The organism is Pseudomonas sp. St29, assembly GCF_001547915.1.
Lineage (GTDB): Bacteria > Pseudomonadota > Gammaproteobacteria > Pseudomonadales > Pseudomonadaceae > Aquipseudomonas.
The window spans coordinates 150,197-168,963 of sequence record NZ_AP014628.1; the positions used below are offsets into that span (position 1 = coordinate 150,197).

The window sequence follows — 18,767 nt, forward strand, 5'->3', positions numbered from 1 at the left end:
TTGTAATCATTCGATGTGGCGCCACGTTTTGACGTGTTTCTGGACATGCTGTCCGAGGGAAATTTCTATCATGCGTTTTCACCTGTTAAAGGCCCTGCCGTTCGCCTTAGCCGCGAGTTTCGTGCAGGCACAAACACTCCCCGAAGCCATGCAGAAAGCACTGGATGTGCACCCGGAAATTCAAGCCGGGGTCAACAGCCGTCTAGCCGCTGACTATCAGCTCAAAGCCGCCAAAGGTGGCTATCTGCCACGGGTCGACATGCTCGCCGGCTACGGTCGCGAGGGCACCGATAACCCCAGTACTCGCGCGGGTACTGGCAGCAATCACTGGGAAACCTTGAATCGCGGAGAGTCAAGTTTACGTCTCCAACAGATGGTTTTTGACGGTTTTGCCACGTCCAGCGAAGTCGGGCGTCAACAAGCCACCGTCAATTCCCGGGCCTATTCCCTGCTCGGCACCTCCGAGCGCACCGCGCTGACCGTGGCCCAGGTGTACCTGGACGTGCTGACCCGCCGTCAATTCGTGCAGTTGGCGGAAGACAACCTGCGCAACCACGAACGCATCTACGACCAGATCAAGCTGCGCACCCAGCGTGGCGTGGGCAGCGGCGCCGACCTCGATCAGGCCGAAGCGCGTATGGCCCAGGCCCGCAACAACCTGATCACCGAGCAGACCAACCTGGCCGACGCCCAGACCAACTATCTAAGTGCGGTAGGGCAGATGCCGGATCAGCTGGAGCGTCCTGCCAGCTTCATGGCAATGATGCCGGCCAACCTCGATGAAGCCCGGCGCCAGATGCTGGAAAACAGCCCGATCCTGCGCTCCGCGGAATCCGACATCGTGGCTGCCGAGAAGCAGTACGACGCCGCCAAGTCGGCGTTCTACCCACGCTTCGATGCCGAGCTGGGACGCACAGCCGACAACGATCTGGACGGTCAGAACGGCCACAACAATGAATGGCAGGCCATGTTGCGCATGCGCTTCAACCTGTTCGCCGGTGGCAGCAACAAGGCCGACCTTGAGTCCAAGGCCTACCAGTCGAACCAGGCCCTGGATATCCGCAACAACGCCTTGCGGGTCTTGAACGAGGAACTGGGCCTGGCCTGGAACGCCTTGAACAACGCCAACGCCCAGGTGCCGATTGCCCAGCAATACGTTGATCGCAGCACGGCAGTGCGCACCGCCTACCAGAAACAGTTCAGCCTGGGCGAACGTACCCTGCTGGACTTGCTCGACAGTGAAAACGAACTGTTCACCGCGTCCCGGCGTTTGGCCGAGATCAAGAACATTCAGTTATTTACTCAGTATCGAATCAAGGCGACCATGGGCGAGTTGCTCAAGAGCCAGGGAGTGGTCGCACCTATGGCTTCCGTCGTGCAGAACGATGCGAAGCCCAAGGTCCAGCTGCCTGGGATGAATTGAGCTATTTTCATCCAACAGCCAGCCAAGAGTGTCCAGCGTGGAATCAGAAGCCAGTCGAGCGCAATTTAGTCATGATCCACGCGGTATGCATGACGACCCCTTGCTGGATGGATTGCTGACCCTCTGCTTCCTGCATCAGAAGCCCGCCAGTGCGGCCATGCTGACCACCGGTCTGCCATTGCCGTCACAGCGCCTGAGCGCCGAGTTGCTGCCCCGCGCGGCAGCTCGGGCCGGGTTGCAGGGGCGCGTGCTGCGCCGCAAGCTCGAGCAGATTCCGACCATCGCCATGCCCGCCCTGTTGTTGCTCAAGAACGGTCGCAGCGCCGTGCTCCTGGGCTGGCAAGGTGAAGACCAGGCGCGCCTGCTGCTCAGCGAAAGCGATGGCGGCGAAGTCTGCGTCGATCGCCAGCTGGTGGCCGACGACTACAGCGGTCAGGTGTTCTTCGCCCAGCCTCAGCACAAGTTCGACGTCAATCATGGTTCGCTGATTCCCCGGGCCCGCTCCTGGTTCCGCGATACCCTCAAGCGCTCGCGCTGGCTGTATGCCGACGCCATCGCCGCCAGCCTGTTGATCAACATCATCGCCATGGCCGCGCCGCTGTTCGTGATGAACGTCTATGACCGGGTGGTGCCCAACCAGGCCACGTCGACCCTGTGGGTGCTGTCCATCGGCATCATGGGTGCCTATATCTTCGACCTGATCCTCAAGAGCCTGCGCAGCCTGTGCCTGGATCTGGCGGGGAAGAAGACCGACCTGATCATTTCCGCCACCTTGTTCGAGCGCATCGTCGGCATGGCCATGAAGTACCGCCCGGCTCGGGTCGGCAGCTTCGCCCAGAACATCCATGAGTTTCAGAGCCTGCGGGACTTCCTCGCGTCCCTGACCCTCACCAGCCTCATTGACCTGCCCTTCACCCTGCTGATCTTCCTGGTGATCGCCATCCTCGGTGGCCACCTGGTGTGGATCCCGGTGTTGGCCTTCCCGATCGCCCTGGGCATCGGCTACGCCTTGCAGAAGCCCCTGGTGGCGACCATGGAAAAAACCATGGCCCTGGGCGCCGAGCGCCAGTCGAGCCTGATCGAAACCCTCGCCGGGCTGGACGCGGTGAAGGTCAACAACGCCGAAAGCGAGCGTCAGTACCAGTGGGAGCAGACCATCGGCACCCTCAGCCGCCTGGAGCTGCGGGTGAAGATGCTCTCCAGCCTGGCGATGAACATCACCCTGCTGATCCAGCAACTGGCCGGGGTGACCATGATCATCTTCGGTGTGTACCAGATCATCGACGGCAACCTCAGCATGGGCGGCCTGATCGCCTGCTACATGCTCAGCGGCCGGGCCCTGAGCCCGCTGGCCTCGCTGTCCGGCTTGCTGACCCGTTACCAGCAGGCGCGCGTCACCATGACCTCGGTGGACCAGATGATGGAGCTGCCCCAGGAGCGCAATTTCGACGAGCGCCCCCTGAGCCGCAGCGTGCTGCAGGGCGCCATCGAATGCCGGCTGCTGAATTTCACCTACCCGGGGCAGCAGAACCCGGCGCTGAAGAACATCAACCTGGTGATCAAGCCGGGCGAGAAGGTCGGCATCATCGGCCGCAGCGGCTCAGGCAAGAGTTCCCTGGCCAAGCTGCTGGTGGGGCTCTACCAGCCGGACTCCGGGGCCTTGCTGGTCGATGGCGTGGACATCCGCCAGATCGACGTCAGCGAATTGCGCCACAACATTGGCTACGTGCCCCAGGACATCCAACTGCTGGCCGGCACCTTGCGTGACAACCTGACCTCCGGTGCCCGTTACGTCGAAGACGAACTGGTGCTGCAAGCCTCCGAACTGGCAGGGGTGCATGAATTCGCCCGGCTGCATCCGCAAGGCTATGAACTGCAGGTCGGCGAGCGCGGGCAGAACCTCTCCGGCGGCCAGCGCCAGAACGTCGCCCTGGCCCGTGCCCTGTTGCTCAATCCACAGATCCTGCTGCTCGACGAGCCCACCAGCGCCATGGACAACACCGGTGAAGAGCGCCTGAAGCAGCGCCTGGAATCGGTGGTGCAGAACAAGACCGTGGTCCTGGTCACTCACCGGGCGTCGCTGCTGTCGCTGGTGGACCGGCTGTTGGTGGTGGACCGTGGACAGATCCTGGCCGATGGCCCGAAAGCGGTGGTGATGGAAGCGTTGAAGAAGGGGCAGATCAGTGTTGCTTAAGTCGGGATTCAAGGACGCGATCCGCCGCTATTTCAAAGGCGGCGATTCCCTCAAGGGGCAGCCGCTGCCCGAAGTCAACAAGGCCCTGATCGAGGACGCGCCTCGGGTCATTCGCCTGACCATCTGGGGCATCATCGCCTTCTTCCTGTTCCTGGTGCTGTGGGCCAACTTCGCGGTGATCGACGAAGTGACCAAGGGCGAGGGCAAGGCCATTCCGTCGTCCAAGGTGCAGAAGATCCAGAACCTGGAGGGCGGGATCGTCTCCGAGCTGTACGTCAAGGAAGGTCAGGTGGTGGAGGCCGGTGCGCCGCTGATTCGCCTGGACGACACGCGCTTCCAGTCCAACGTCGGTGAAACCGAGACCGTGCGCCTGTCCATGCTGCTGCGGGTCGAGCGCCTGAGCGCCGAGGTGGATGAGCGCGAATTGAACTTCCCCGCGGACGCGGTCAAGGACGCGCCCGGCCAGGCGGCCAGCGAAAAGTCCCTGTACCAGAGCCGTCGCCAGCAATTGCACGACGAGATCGGCGGCCTTCAGGAGCAGTTGATCCAGAAGCAGCAGGAATTGCGTGAGTTCACCTCCAAGCAGGCCCAATACCGCCAGCAACTGGGCCTGCAGCGCCAGGAAATCGCCATGTCCGAGCCCCTGGTGGCCCAGGGCGCGGTGTCGCCGGTGGAAGTGCTGCGGCTCAAGCGCGCCGAAGTGGAAACCCGTGGCCAGCTGGACGCCACCACCCTGGCCATTCCCCGCGCCGAGTCGGCGATCAAGGAAGTGCAGCGCAAGATCGATGAAACCCGCGGCAAGTTCCGCAGCGAGGCCCTGACCCAGCTCAACGAGGCGCGCACCGAACTGAACAAGGCCAGCGCCACCGGCAAGGCCCTGGAAGACCGGGTCAGCCGGACCCTGGTGACCTCGCCGGTGCGCGGTATCGTCAAGCAGCTGATGGTCAACACCATTGGCGGGGTGATCCAGCCGGGCAGCGACATGGTGGAAATCGTGCCGCTGAACGACACCCTGCTGGTGGAAGCCAAGATCCGTCCCCAGGACATCGCGTTCCTGCACCCGGGGCAGGAAGCGATCGTCAAGTTCAGCGCCTATGACTACACCATCTATGGTGGCCTCAAGGCCCGTCTGGAGCAGATCGGTGCCGACACCATCACCGACGAAGACAAGAAGACCACCTACTACATGATCAAGCTGCGCACCGACCGCAGCCACCTGGGCACCGACGAGAAACCGCTGCTGATCATCCCCGGGATGGTGGCCTCGGTGGACATCATCACCGGCAAGAAAAGCATCCTCAGCTACCTGCTCAAGCCGATCATCCGCGCCCGCGCCGAAGCCCTGCACGAGCGCTGATCCGCGTAAAAGGCGACCTTGCCAGCCTTGTAGGAGCTGGCTTGCCAGAGAAGGGGCCCGTGAGAGCGCCTTCGCCGGCAAACCGGCTCCTGCAGTTCGTCTCATCGAGCCGTCGACGGCGCCGCGTCCCCAGGCATCGCGCCAGTCGAATCAACATATCGTTATTCACTAACGGTATTTAAATTCGTTTTCTTATATCTATAAAGTCAACTCCCTGCGTACCTGCCGACCAATCGGCGCGCCGCACGAAATGAACCCACACGGGATCTCCGTGAGTTTCTGATCGACGCGCGCGCCTTGGGCGCGCCTGCGCGGGAGTTTTAAGTCATGTCTGCATCAGCCAGTGCCGCCGCCGTTGCCGCACAAGCCTTCGAAATCCGTCCTTTCAACGGCGCCGTCGGCGCCGAGATCATTGGCCTGGACCTGTCCCGGCCGCTCAACGACCAGGACTTCGCCCGCATCCACCGCGCCCACCTGGATCATCACGTGGTGGTGTTCCGCGACCAGCGCATCAGCCCCGAACAACAGATCGCCTTCAGCCGCCGTTTCGGCGTGTTGCAGATCCATGTGCTCAAGCAGTTCCTGCTGGCCGGGCACCCGGAAATCCTCATCGTTTCCAACATCATCGAGAACGGCCAGTCCATCGGCCTGGGGGATGCCGGCAAGTTCTGGCACTCGGACCTGTCCTACAAGGAACTGCCGAGCCTGGGCTCGATGCTGCACGCCCAGGAACTGCCGGCCGAAGGCGGCGACACCCTGTTCGCCGACATGCACCAGGCCTGGGACAAGCTGCCCGAGGCACTGCGCAAGGCGGTGGAGGGTCGCAGTGCCGCGCATTCCTACACGGCGCGCTACAGCGAAACCAAGTTCGAGGGCAACTGGCGCCCGACCCTGACCCCGGAGCAACTGGCCCAGGTCGCCGAAGTGGTGCACCCGATTGTCCGCACCCACCCGGAAAACGGCCGCAAGGCACTGTTCGTCAGCGAAGGCTTCACCACCCGCATCATCGGCCTGCCGGAGGACGAGAGCGCCCAGGTGCTGGCCGAGCTGTACGCCCATAGCGTGCTGCCGGACAACGTCTACCGCCACCAATGGCAGCCCCATGACCTGGTGTTCTGGGACAACCGCTCGCTGATCCACCTGGCCGCCGGTTGCCCGAGTCACCTGCGCCGCAAGCTGTATCGCACCACCATCCAGGGCGACGCCCCTTACTGATCGGCCGGCTCGGCAGGAGAAACACCATGTCCTTATCCATTCCCTTCATTCCCCGCCTCGGTCAACTGGCCACGGCCATCGGCCTGGGTTTCAGCCTGCTGGCCGGCAGCCTGGTCGCCCCTACGGCGGCCCATGCCGAGGGCGAGATCCGCATCGCCGAACAGTTCGGCATCGTCTATTTGCTGCTCAACGTAGTACGCGATCAGCACCTGATTGAAAAGCACGGCAAGCAAGAGGGCATCGACATCAAGGTCGACTGGACCCAGCTGTCCGGCGGCGCAGCGGTCAATGACGCCTTGCTGTCGGGCTCCATCGACATTGCCGGAGCCGGCGTCGGCCCGCTGTTGACCATCTGGGATCGCACCCACGGTCGGCAGAACGTCAAGGCCGTGGCCTCCCTCGGTAACTTTCCCTACTACCTGGTGAGCAACAATCCCAAGGTCAAGACCATCGCCGACTTCACCGAGAAGGACCGCATCGCGGTGCCGGCGGTGGGTGTCTCGGTGCAGTCGCGCTTCCTGCAGTACGCCGCCGCCAAGCAATGGGGCGACCAGGAATTCAATCGCCTGGATAAGTACACCATCGCCGTGCCTCACCCGGATGCCACTGCCGCGCTGATTGCCGGCGGCACCGAGCTGACCGGGCACTTCTCCAACCCGCCGTTCCAGGATCAGGCCCTGGAGAACCCCAACGTGCATGTGGTGCTCAACACCTACGACCTGCTGGGCCCGAACTCGCCGACGGTGCTGTTCGCCACCGAGAAATTCCGCAACGACAACCCGAAAACCTACAAGGCCTTCGTCGAGGCCCTGGCCGAGGCGGCCGAGTTCGCCCAGAACGACAAGGGCGCGGCCGCCGACACTTACATCCGAGTGACCAAGGCCAAGATCGATCGCGCCGCGCTGCTGAAGATCATCGACAACCCGCAGTTCGAATTCAGCGTGACGCCGAAAAACACCTACCCGCTGGCGGAGTTCCTGTACCGGGTGGGCGCCATCAAGAACAAGCCGGAATCGTGGAAGGACTACTTCTTCCAGGACGCCACACCGCTGCAAGGGAGCTGACAGCCATGAACGCCCCCTTGCCAGGCCACACGGCCAGCAATCCCACGGCCATCGCCGAAGCCCTGTTGGCGGTGGATCAAGTCAGCCTGGAATACCGCACCCCGCAGCGCGTGGTGCGGGCCACCCACCAGGTGAGTTTCGAAATTGATCCGGCCGATCGTTTTGTCCTGCTGGGGCCTTCGGGTTGCGGCAAGTCGACCCTGCTCAAGGCGGTGGCCGGATTCATCCAGCCCTGCGAGGGGGAGATTCGCCTGCAAGGCCAGCGCGTCAGCCAGCCCGGGCCGGACCGCATCGTGGTGTTTCAGGAATTCGATCAACTGCCACCCTGGAAAACCGTGAAGCAGAACGTGATGTTTCCCTTGCTGGCGTCCAACACCCTCGGTCGTCGCGAAGCCGAGGAGCGCGCTCTGCATTACCTGGAAAAAGTCGGGCTGGCAGCTTTTGCCGATGCCTACCCGCACACGCTGTCCGGTGGCATGAAGGCCCGGGTGGCAATCGCCCGGGCCCTGGCCATGCAACCGAAGATCTTGCTGATGGACGAGCCCTTCGCTGCCCTCGACGCCCTGACCCGGCGCAAGATGCAGGAGGAGTTGCTGCTGCTCTGGGAGGAGGTGCGCTTCACCTTGCTGTTCGTCACCCACTCCATCGAGGAGGCGCTGGTGGTGGGCAATCGCATACTTTTGCTGTCGCCCCATCCGGGGCGGGTGAGGGCGGAGGTCCACAGCCACCAGTTCGACCTGCAAAGCCTTGGCGGCGTGGCTTTCCAGCAGACGGCACAGCGTATACATCGCTTGCTGTTCGATGAAGGCCAGCGGCCTGACACCGAAACCGAACTGGATTTCGCCGATATCCGCATCGCCTATTGAGCCGTCAGGCCACCGTTGAACGAGGAACGCCCGATGAGCCAGTCATCCCCCGTGCGCGAAGAATACGAAGTTGTCCTGCAACCCTTGCTGCAAGTCCCGCTGGAGCGAGAGCTGCCCCTGGGCCAGCGTCTCTGGCAACAGGGCTGGCTGCGCAAGGGCCTGATCCTGATCCTTTTGGCGCTGCTGTGGGAGGCCGTGGCCCGCTACCAGAACAACGACCTGCTGCTGCCCAGCTTTGTGCAAACCGCCAGCGCCCTGTACCAGGGCCTGCTCAGCGGCGAATTGCTGGGCAAGGTGGGCATCTCCCTGGTGGTGCTGCTCAAGGGCTACCTGATCGGCATTGTCCTGGCCTTTGCCCTGACCACCCTGGCGGTGTCGACTCAGTTCGGCCGCGACCTGCTGAGCACCCTGACCTCGATGTTCAACCCGTTGCCGGCCATTGCCCTGCTGCCCCTGGCGCTGCTGTGGTTCGGCCTGGGGCAGAACAGCCTGATCTTCGTGCTGGTGCATTCGGTGCTCTGGGCCCTGGCCTTGAACACCTACGCCGGGTTTCTCGGCGTCTCGGAAACCCTGCGCATGGCCGGGCGCAATTACGGCCTCAAGGGCCTGCGCCTGGTGCTGTTCATCCTGATCCCGGCGGGGCTGCCGTCGATCCTGGCCGGGCTGAAGATCGGCTGGGCCTTCGCCTGGCGCACCCTGATCGCCGCCGAACTGGTGTTCGGCGCCACCAGCGGCAAGGGCGGCCTGGGCTGGTACATCTTCCAGAACCGCAACGAGCTGTACACCGACAAGGTCTTTGCCGGGCTGGCGGTGGTGATCCTCATCGGCCTGCTGGTGGAAAACCTGATCTTCGACACCCTGGAGCGGATCACGGTGAAACGCTGGGGCATGCAACGCTGAGCGGCCTCGTGCGCCAGACCCCCTCGACTGTAGGAGCGGGCTTGCCAGCGAAGGCGTCCTCAAGGGCGATGCAAGGTTTGAAGCCATTCGCCGGCAAGCCGGCTCCTACGCGGGTAGTGGGTTTACGGGGCAGGATTGATCTCCCGCATTTTTCTGGACGGCGAGCCTGCTAGCATTGCGTGCAGATCAATCTTGATCGGTCATGAGTGCTCAGCATGCAACTTCCGGACATGAACCTTCTGGTGGCCCTCGATGCCCTGCTCGACGAGGGCAGCGTGGTCGGCGCCGCGCGGCGCATGAACCTCAGCCCGGCGGCCATGAGCCGGACCCTGACACGAATCCGCGACGCCCTCGGCGATCCGGTGCTGGTGCGCGCCGGGCGTGGCCTGGTGCCCACCCCCAAGGCGCTGGAGCTGCGCAGCCAGGTTCGTGATCTGGTGGAGCGGGCGGCGCTGCTGTTTCGCTCGGCGGATCAGGTCGACCTGTTGACGTTGCGCCGGCGCTTCAACGTGCGCGCCAACGACTTTTTCATCGGCGTCTACGGCGGGCGCCTGATCGACACGCTGGAGCGTCAGGCACCGTTGTGCGAGCTGCGCTTCGTGCCCGAAGGCGACGGCGACGATGAGGCCCTGCGGGAAGGGCGGATCGATCTGCGAATCAGCAACACCCGGCCGCTGACCCCGGAAGTGAAGGTGCAGAACCTGTTCACCACCGCCTTTGTCGGCCTGGTGCGGGAAGATCATCCGTTGCTCGACGAAGAGATCACCGCCGAGCGCTTTGCCGCGTTCCCCCATATCAGCATGTCGCGCCGCGGCATTGCCCGCGGACCGATCGACGCGGCCCTGGCGGAGCAGGGCCTGGAGCGACGGGTGTCGCTGATTGCCCCGAGCTTTCATGCGGCCATGTTCATGCTGCCGGATTCGGACCTGATCCTGCCGGTGCCCCAGGAAACCCTGCTCAGTGTCTCGCGCCTGGGCTTGCGCCTGCGCTCGTTCGTGCTGCCGATTTCTCTGCCGACCCTGGTCCTGACCCAGGCCTGGCACCCGCGCTACGACAAGGACCCGGCGCACAAATGGTTCCGTGAAACCCTGCGCAGTTCCTGCCAGGCCACCTGGCAAGAAGCCCAGCCTGCCACCTTGTAGGCGCCGGCTTGCCGGCGAAGCGATCTTGAGGGCCCCTTCGCTGGCAAGCCAGCTCCTACGGTGCATCTGCAATCTGCGTCGCCCCTGTGGGAGCCGGCTTGCCGGCGAAAGCGGTCTTGATGGCCTCTTTTGCTGGCAAGCCAGCTCCTACGGTCAATAGGGTTAATTGTTGCGTTTGACGCACTTATAAACTGTCGATAAGTCAGTTTTCGTCAGCATTGGCTGTTCATAAACTGCTCTGGTTTTCTTGTCTGGAGCAGTATTTCCATGAGTTCCCTCGCTGTCGCTGCGCCTGCTTCGGTTGAAGCCGCCAGTAAGCCGGCAGCCATTGCGCCGCCGGTGTTCGGGCCGCGGATCATCATCGGCCTGGTGGGTGTGCTGCTGGCGGTGCTGGTCTGCGGTCTCAACGAGATGGTGACCAAGATCGCCCTGGCGGATATTCGCGGTGCACTGTTCATCGGCTTCGACGAAGGCACTTGGCTGGTGGCCTGTTACACCGCCACTTCGGTGGCGGCCATGGCCTTCGCGCCCTGGTGTTCGGTGACCTTTTCCCTGCGCCGTTTCACCCTGTGTGCCATTGCGCTGTTCACCCTGCTGGGGGTGCTGTGCCCCTTCGCCCCCAACTACCAGAGCCTGTTGCTGTTGCGCACCCTGCAAGGCCTGGCCGGGGGCGCGCTGCCGCCGATGCTGATGACCGTGGCCCTGCGCTTCCTGCCGGCCAACGTCAAGCTCTACGGCCTGGCCGGCTACGCCCTGACCGCCACCTTCGGCCCCAGCCTGGGCACGCCCCTGGCGGCACTCTGGACCGAGTACGTGGGGTGGCAGTGGGCCTTCTGGCAGGTGGTAGCGCCCTGCCTGCTGGCCATGGCGGCGGTGGCCTACGGCCTGCCTCAGGATCCGCTTCGCCTGGAGCGTTTCAAGCAGTTCAACTGGCGGGGCCTGCTGCTGGGCTTCCCGGCGATCTGCATGCTGGTGATCGGCATTCTTCAGGGCAATCGCCTGGACTGGTTCCACTCGCCGCTGATCAGTGTGCTGCTGGTCGGTGGGCTGGTGTTGCTGGTGCTGTTCATGATCAACGAATGGTCGCAGCCGATCCCGTTCTTCAAGCTGCAGATGCTCGGCATCCGCAACCTGTCCTTCGCCTTGCTAACCCTGGCCGGGGTGCTGGTGGTGCTGACCGCGGTGATCATCATCCCCTCGGCCTACCTGACCCAGGTCCAGGGCTATCGCCCGTTGCAGACGGCGCCGGTGATGCTGGTGATGGCCCTGCCGCAACTGCTGGCCCTGCCCCTGGTGGCGGCCCTGTGCAACTTGCGCTGGGTGGATTGCCGCTGGGTGCTGGGGATCGGCCTGGGCATGCTGGTGCTGTCCTGCCTGGGCGGCACGCACCTGACCGCGGCCTGGATTCGTGACGACTTCTATGTGCTGCAACTGCTGCAGATCTTCGGCCAGCCCATGGCGGTGCTGCCGTTGCTGATGCTTTCCACCGGCAGCATCACCCCGCTGGAAGGTCCCTTTGCCTCGGCCTGGTTCAACACCGTGAAAGGCCTGGCGGCGGTGATCGCTACCGGGGTGCTGGATGTGCTGACCACCCACCGCCTGCATTTTCACTCGACGATGCTGGTGGACAGCCTGGGCAACTCGCCCCTGGTGGACGACCGGCTGGCCGGGCTGGCCCAGCGCCTGCACCAGCAAGCCGTGGTGCTGACGTCCGCCGATCTCTATTTCTGCATGGCGGGAGTGGCCGCTGCGCTGATCCTGCTGATTTTCTGGATGCCGACGCGGATCTATCCACCGCGGGCAGCCACTTGAACGAGAAGGTTTTTATGACACTCCAGAGCAAAGACAAAATCGCCATCGCCGTGGTGACGGTGGCCGCCCTCGGCGCGCTGGCCTATGTGGCCGCGCCGGGCCTGTTTGGCCGCTCCAGCGCGCAGAGCACCAACGATGCCTTCATCGCCGCCGACTACACCCTGGTGGCACCACGGGTGGCCGGGTTCATCAAGGAGGTGCTGGTGGAGGACAACCAGCAGGTCAAGGCCGGGCAACTGCTGGCGCTGATCGATGACCGCGACCTGCGGGCCGCGGCCCAGGCGGCGGATGCCGAAACCCTGGTGGCCAAGGCCCAGTTGCAGAACGCCCGAGCGACCCTGGATCGGCAGAGCTCGGTGATTGCCCAGGCCCAGGCGGCCTTGAGCGCGGCCCAGGCCGAGCGCGCCTTTGCCGAGCATGAGCTGAACCGCTACAACCACCTGGCAGGGGTCGGCGCCGGCACGGTGCAGAACGCCCAGCAAGCCAAGACCCGCATCGACCAGGCCAGTGCCCGCTTGGCCACCGCCACCGCGGCACTGGCGGCCGAGCGCAAGCAGGTGGAGATCCTCACCGCCCAGCGCGACGCCGCCGAAGGTGGCCTGAAACGGGCCCAGGCGGCCCTGGAAATGGCCAGCTACGAGCTGTCCTACACACGCATCGTGGCACCGGTGGACGGCATGGTCGGCGAGCGCGCGGTACGGGTCGGCGCCTATGTCACCCCGGGCAGCAAGATCCTCGCCGTGGTGCCCTTGCAGCAGGCCTATGTGCTGGCCAACTTCCAGGAAACCCAGCTCACCGCCATGCATCCCGGGCAAACGGTGGAGGTGCGGGTCGACAGCCTGGGTGATGAGACCCTGCGCGGCCGGATCGAGAGCCTGGCACCGGCCACCGGTGTGACCTTCGCCGCGGTGAAACCGGACAACGCCACCGGCAACTTCACCAAGGTGGTGCAGCGCATTCCGGTGAAGATTGTCCTGGAGCCTAACCAGCCCATGGCCGAGCGCCTGCGGGTCGGCATGTCGGTGGAGGCCAGCGTGGACACCCGCAGCTCGGCCACCAGCGCCCGCGAGGTGACTCAGCGATGAGTAGCCTACGCCGCAAGCACAGACGCTCTGCGTGGCGAGGGAGCTTGCTCCCGCTGAGGTGCGCAGCAACCCCGGAACCCTCCGACGCCCTTGCCCCTGCCACTGACGATGGCGGTTTTGCGAGTGCTGCGCACTCGAGCGGGGGCAAGCTCCTTCGCCACGGGGGCCGTGCATTGCTGACACTGAGTGCGCTGGCACTGGCCGCCTGCAACGTCGGCCCGGATTTCCAGCGACCCCAGGCGACCCAGGTCCAGGCCTGGTCGGTGCCTGCGCCAGGCGCCGCCAGCCGGGCGGTGGACAACCCCATGCAGGAGCGCTGGTGGGAGGTGTTCAACGACCCGCAACTCTCGGCCCTGAGTCGTCGGGCCCTGAGCGACAACCTCGACCTGCAACTGGCCAGCAGCCGTTTGCAGCAGAGCCGGGCGGCACGTCAGGTGATCAGCGCCGAGCGCTACCCGAGCACCTCGGCCAATGGCGGCTACACACGCAAACGCAACAGCGCCGAAGGCCTGAACGACCCGTCGGGGAACAACGGCAAGTCGGCGTTCAATCTCTGGGAAGCGAGTTTCTCCGCGGCCTGGGAGCTGGATGTGTGGGGCCGGGTACGGCGTGAAACCGAGGCTGCCGACGCGACCCTGGAGGTGGCGGAAAACGATCGCCGTGGGGTGCTGCTGTCGGTGCTGGCGGAAACCGCCCAGGACTACATCCAATTGCGGGGCGTACAGAACATCCTGGCAGTCACCGAGCAGAACCTGGAGGTCGCCCGACACAGCCTGAAGCTCTCGCAATTGCGTCTGGCCGACGGCGTGGCCACCGACCTCGACGTCGCCGAGGCCGCCGCCCAGGTGGCCACCATCGAGGCGCAACGGCCTTCGCTGCAACAGCGCCAGGCGCAGTTGATCAATGCCCTGAGCCTGCTGCTGGGGGAGCCGCCCCAGGCCCTGCATCAGCAGCTGGCCAGTGCCGCTCCCGTGCCGCAACCGCCGTCTCGTGTGGCGATCGGCCTGCCTTCGCAACTGGCCGAGCGGCGCCCGGATATCCGTCAGGCCGAGGCCCGGCTGCACGCGGCCACGGCCAGCATCGGCGTGGCCAAGGGCGACTTCTATCCGCGCATTACCCTGTCCGGCAACGTCGGCTCCCAGGCCCTGCAATTGGCGGATTTCGGCACCTGGGGCTCGCGCCAGTTCGGCATCGGCCCGCAGTTCAGCCTGCCGCTGTTCGACGGTGGTCGCCTGCGGGGCATGCTCCAGCTGCGCGAGGCCCAGCAGCAGGAAGCGGCCCTGGCTTACCAGCAGACCGTGCTGCGGGCCTGGCATGAAATCGACGATCAGCTGACCCGCTACAACGCCAGTCAGTTGCGGCGCGACAGCCTGGCCGAGGCGGTGCGGCAGAACCAGATCGCCTTGCGTACCGCGCAGCAGCAGTACGTCGAGGGCGTGGTGGATTTCGTCAACGTTCTGACCGTGCAGGGCGCCTTGCTGGCCACCCAGGAGCAGTGGGTGGAAAGCTCCGCCGCGGTGTCCCTGGCCATGGTCGGGCTGTACAAGGCGTTGGGCGGTGGCTGGGAGTCGGTGTACCCGTTGCAGGTCGCCAGCCAGCGGCATTGAAAGGCGTTTTGCCTGGATTGAGAAAAAAGTGTAATGATAATTGCTCTCAATCATGTGTGCAGTTTTATTCATGCCAGCCACCACTGACGGCAACACCCAGCTCCATCGTCTGTATCAGGATCACCACGGCTGGTTGCAGGGCTGGCTGCGCAAGCGCCTGGGCGATCGCGAGCATGCGGCGGATGTGGCCCAGGACACCTTTCTGCGCCTGTTGCTGTCGGGGCGCTTTCCCGGGCAGCAGGAAAGCCGCAGTTACCTGGCGCAGATCGCGCGCAATCTGGTGATCGACCAGTGGCGCCGGGCACGCATCGAGCGCGCCTACCTGGACAGCATCGCCCACCTGCCGGAGCCGCAGACCCCTTCCCTGGAAAGCCGCGCACTGATCCTGGAAACCCTGATGCAGATCGACACCATGCTCGATCGCATGCCGGACAAGGTGCGCCAGGCCTTTGTCATGTCGCAGTTCGAAGGCTTGGGTTATGCGCAGATCGCCGAGCGCCTGGAGGTGTCCGTCAGCTCGGTGCAGAAGTACATGACCCGCGCGATCCAGGCCTGCTATCAGGTGCTTTACGCAGAATGAAACCCCATCAGGCCCCCATTGCCCCCAGCGTCGTCGAGCAGGCCAGCGAGTGGCTGATGTTGCATTGGGGCGGCGAACTGAGCCCGCAGCAGCACGCGGCCTTCGAGGCCTGGCAACAGGCCGATCCCGAGCACCTGCGGGCCTGGCAACGCTTGCAGCACCTGCAACAGACCTTGCAAGGCGTACCGGAGCAGGGCGCCCATGTGCTGCTGGCCAAGGCTCCGGACCTGCAGCGCCGGGCGGCGTTGAAGCTGCTCGGCTTGCTGCTGGTGGCCGGTGGCAGTGGCTATCTGCTGCAAGGCAGCCAGCCCTGGCGCGCGACCTTTGCCGGGGAGCGCAGCGCCACCGGGCAGGTACGTCATCTGACCCTGAGCGACGGCAGTCGCCTGGACCTCAACAGTGCCAGCGCCGTCGATGTGCTGTTCACCGCCAGCGAACGGCGGATTCGCCTGATCCAGGGCGAGATCCTGCTGACCAGCGGGCATGACTCGTCGCGGCCGCTGATCGTTGAAACCGCTGCCGGCGACATCCAGGCCCTGGGTACGCGCTTTGCCGTGCGCGAGCTGGGCGGCGGCACCCGGGTCGATCTTTACCAGGGCGCGTTGCGCGTCAGCCCGCGGCAGGCCCAGGCCCTGCACCTCAATGCCGGCGAGCGCCTGTGGTTCAGCGCTGATCGGGTTGCCCCCCGGCAAGTGGCCGAGGTCAATGCCAGCAGCTGGAGCGAGGGCCGGCTGATTGCCGAGCGCCAGCCCCTGGGGCAGTTCATCTCCGAGCTGGCGCGCTATCGACCAGGGGTGCTGCGCTGCGACGAGCAGGTGGCGGGCCTGTTGCTCACCGGCGTCTTTCCCCTGGCGGACAGCGACGCGGTGCTCGCGGCCCTGGAGCATGCGTTGCCGGTGCGGGCGCACGCGGTGACGCGCTACTGGGTGACCCTCAAGCTGCGCGAGTGAATAAAAATCTGCCGGGCCGTTGTCGGTTCTGCCGAGCTGTTCGGGATACTCCATGAAAGCCGATCAAGACGCATTCTCATGGGGAGTTCAGGAATGCCTTACCCGACCACAGCATCCATTTTGACCCTGGGCACCTCCGCCCGCCGCCACGCCCTTGTCGCGCTGTTGGCCATGGCTCCGGTGTGCCCGGGCATTGCCCAGGCCGCCGGCGACAGCCACCACCAGGCACGGGACTACCAGATTGCCGCCGGCAGTCTGGACCAGGTCCTGAACCGTTTTGCCGGTGCCGCGGGGATTCTCCTGTCGGTGGATGCGAGCCTGACCGCCGGCAAGCACAGCGCCGGCCTGCAGGGACGCTACGAAGTGGCGCAGGGCCTGCAGACCCTGCTCGCCGGCAGCGGCCTGCAGGCGGTGCAAAGGGGGGGGAGCTGGGGCCTGCAACCTCTGCCCCAGGACGGCGCCCTGCAACTGGCACCGACCCGGATCGGCGTCACCCAAGTTGATGAGCATGCCTGGGGCGCGGTGCCGGGAATCGTCGCCAAGCGCAGCGCCACCGGGAGCAAGACCGACTCGGCGCTGGTGGAGATTCCGCAGACCATCAACGTGATCGGCGCCAAGGAAATCAAGGCCCGTGGCGCCCAGAGCGTGACCGAGGCGCTGCTCTATACCCCGGGCATGACCGGCGGCGGTTTTTCCGATCGGGTGAAGATTTTCGACGAGCCCACCTCCCGGGGGTTTTCCCCTACGCCGATGTACCTCGATGGCCTGCATCTGCCCTACGGCGGCGGCAGCACTGGCGGTGCCCTGCAGATCGAGCCCTATGCCCTGGAACGCATCGAAGTGCTCAAGGGCCCGGCCTCGGTGCTCTACGGGCAGAACCAGCCGGGCGGGATCGTCAACATGGTCAGCAAGCGGCCCACCGAAACCCCTTTGCATCAGCTGGTGCTGGAAGCCGGCAGCTATGACCACAAGAGCATCGCCCTGGACCTGGGCGGGCTGCTGGATGAGCAGGGGCAGTTCCTCTATCGCCTGACCGGGCTGGCCAGCGACAGCCAGGACGCCATCGATTACGTCCAGCGTCAGCGCCAGTTCATCGCCCCGAGCCTGACCTGGCGGCCCGATGACGACACCCAACTGACACTGTTCGCCCAGTTCCAGAAAGACAACGACGTACCCGAGGCCCAGGGCCTGCCCAGCGTGGGCACGGTGTTCGCCAACCCCAATGGCAAGATCGACCGCGACCTGTTCCTCGGCGAGCCCGGGGTCAATGCCTACGACCGCGACCAGTTCGTCCTTGGCTACGAGTTGTCCCACCGCTTGAACGATGTCTGGACCCTGAAGCAGAACGCCCGCTACGCCGATGTCGATGACCGCTACCGCGCGCCGCTGCACGGCTACAAGTTCGTCAGCAATCCCAAGACCGGGCTCGACGACCAGCGCTACATGAGCCGCTACGGGGTCGACTGGAAGCAGCACAACAAGGTCTACGGCGTGGACAGCATCGCCCAGGCCGAATTCGACACCGGGCCGTTCAGCCATACCCTGCTGGTGGGGCTGGACTACTACCACTTCAATTCAAAATTCGACGGCAAGTACGACTTCAACCCGCCGATCCTCGACATGTTCACCCCGACTTACGGTCAGTCGCTGAATTTCGGCAACCCCTACCAGTGGGACAACACCGTCATCCAGACCGGCCTGTACGTGCAGGACCAGATCAAGTACGAGCAGTGGGTACTGGTGCTCGGCGGTCGCAACGACTGGGCGGAAACCGATAACAAGACGCCGCTCAATGGGGGGCATACCAACGCCAAGAGCCAGTCCTTCACCGGGCGCGGCGGGCTGGTGTACCTGTTCGACAACGGGCTGGCGCCCTTTGTCAGCTATTCGGAATCCTTCCTGCCCTTGAGTGGCACCAGTCTCGGCGGCAGCGCTTTCGAGCCGTCCACGGGCAAGCAGTACGAGGTGGGGTTGAAGTTCCAGCCACCGGGCCAGGAGAGTTTCGTCCAGGTGTCGGCCTACCAGCTGGACCAGGAGAATATCCTGACCCCCGACCTGACCAGTCCCGCGCACAGCGTCCAGAGCGGCGCGGTGCGCTCCCGGGGGATCGAGCTGGAAGCCAAGGCCAGCCTGGGTGAATCGCTGGACGTGATTGCCTCGGCGTCGCGCAACGACATCAAGTACACCAAGGACAACGATGGGCGCGAAGGGCGTCATCCGGCCGGCATGCCGCCGCTGACCGCGTCGCTGTGGCTCAACTACACGATCCTTGGCGACACCCCCCTGGCGGGCCTGGGTGCGGGTGTCGGCACCCGCTACGTCAAGGGCAGCTATGGCACCGATTACGAGGGCGCCTTCCAGATCCCGTCCTACACCGTGTACGACGCCAGCCTGACCTACGACCTGGAACAATCGCCGCTGCAATGGAAGGGCGTGAAGCTGGCTCTGAACGTGAAGAACCTCACCGACAAGACCTACGTCGCCAACTGCACCAGCATCTGGGACTGCTACTACGGTGAAGGCCGGACCATGGTGTCGAGCTTGACCTATGACTGGTAAGCCCGTTGTCGTC

General features: G+C 64.5%; 14 protein-coding genes. All 14 read left to right on the top strand.

Translation table 11 applies throughout. The features are described 5' to 3' along the window. Positions 1-70 precede the first annotated feature (70 nt). The 14 genes from PST29_RS00670 (at position 71) to PST29_RS00735 (ending at position 18,754) form a co-directional block, all read left to right on the top strand. On the top strand, positions 71-1,423 hold the full coding sequence (locus PST29_RS00670) for a TolC family outer membrane protein (RefSeq protein ID WP_060836916.1): 1,353 nt from the start codon (positions 71-73) through the stop codon (positions 1,421-1,423). A gap of 37 nt (positions 1,424-1,460) precedes the next feature. After that, a complete protein-coding gene (locus tag PST29_RS00675) occupies positions 1,461-3,617 on the top strand; it encodes a type I secretion system permease/ATPase (protein ID WP_060836917.1) in 2,157 nt (718 codons plus the stop codon). Continuing rightward, positions 3,607-4,974 carry an HlyD family type I secretion periplasmic adaptor subunit gene (locus PST29_RS00680; protein WP_060836918.1) on the top strand — a complete coding sequence of 456 codons (1,368 nt, stop codon included), beginning with the start codon at positions 3,607-3,609 and terminating at the stop codon, positions 4,972-4,974. The genes PST29_RS00675 and PST29_RS00680 overlap by 11 nt, the downstream gene beginning before the upstream one ends. 327 nt (positions 4,975-5,301) lie before the next feature. Next, positions 5,302-6,189 carry a TauD/TfdA dioxygenase family protein gene (locus PST29_RS00685; protein ID WP_060842097.1) on the top strand — a complete coding sequence of 296 codons (888 nt, stop codon included), beginning with the start codon at positions 5,302-5,304 and terminating at the stop codon, positions 6,187-6,189. Between the two features lie 26 nt (positions 6,190-6,215). Further along, on the top strand, positions 6,216-7,253 hold the full coding sequence (locus tag PST29_RS00690; protein WP_060836920.1) for an ABC transporter substrate-binding protein: 1,038 nt from the start codon (positions 6,216-6,218) through the stop codon (positions 7,251-7,253). Between the two features lie 5 nt (positions 7,254-7,258). After that, entirely contained in the window at positions 7,259-8,119 is an 861-nt protein-coding gene (locus tag PST29_RS00695) for an ABC transporter ATP-binding protein (RefSeq protein WP_060842098.1), read from the top strand. A 33-nt stretch (positions 8,120-8,152) separates the two neighbouring features. Next, positions 8,153-9,019 carry an ABC transporter permease gene (locus PST29_RS00700; RefSeq protein ID WP_060842099.1) on the top strand — a complete coding sequence of 289 codons (867 nt, stop codon included), beginning with the start codon at positions 8,153-8,155 and terminating at the stop codon, positions 9,017-9,019. Positions 9,020-9,234: 215 nt separating this feature from the next. Then, complete coding sequence (locus PST29_RS00705; RefSeq protein ID WP_060842100.1) at positions 9,235-10,161, top strand: LysR family transcriptional regulator; 927 nt, start codon at positions 9,235-9,237, stop codon at positions 10,159-10,161. A 267-nt stretch (positions 10,162-10,428) separates the two neighbouring features. Next, on the top strand, positions 10,429-11,973 hold the full coding sequence (locus PST29_RS00710) for an MFS transporter (protein WP_060842101.1): 1,545 nt from the start codon (positions 10,429-10,431) through the stop codon (positions 11,971-11,973). Positions 11,974-11,987: 14 nt separating this feature from the next. Beyond that, positions 11,988-13,058 (top strand): HlyD family secretion protein, encoded by a 1,071-nt coding sequence (locus PST29_RS00715; RefSeq protein ID WP_060836925.1) that lies wholly within the window; start codon positions 11,988-11,990, stop codon positions 13,056-13,058. Next, positions 13,055-14,665 (top strand): efflux transporter outer membrane subunit, encoded by a 1,611-nt coding sequence (locus PST29_RS00720; RefSeq protein WP_232513190.1) that lies wholly within the window; start codon positions 13,055-13,057, stop codon positions 14,663-14,665. The genes PST29_RS00715 and PST29_RS00720 overlap by 4 nt, the downstream gene beginning before the upstream one ends. 70 nt (positions 14,666-14,735) lie before the next feature. Then, complete coding sequence (locus tag PST29_RS00725) at positions 14,736-15,245, top strand: sigma-70 family RNA polymerase sigma factor (RefSeq protein WP_060836927.1); 510 nt, start codon at positions 14,736-14,738, stop codon at positions 15,243-15,245. Then, complete coding sequence (locus PST29_RS00730; RefSeq protein ID WP_060842103.1) at positions 15,242-16,195, top strand: FecR domain-containing protein; 954 nt, start codon at positions 15,242-15,244, stop codon at positions 16,193-16,195. The genes PST29_RS00725 and PST29_RS00730 overlap by 4 nt, the downstream gene beginning before the upstream one ends. Before the next feature lie 93 nt (positions 16,196-16,288). Further along, the gene (locus PST29_RS00735) at positions 16,289-18,754 is read left to right on the top strand and encodes a TonB-dependent siderophore receptor (RefSeq protein ID WP_060842104.1); all 2,466 of its coding nucleotides are present in this window, start codon (positions 16,289-16,291) and stop codon (positions 18,752-18,754) included. Positions 18,755-18,767: the final 13 nt, after the last annotated feature.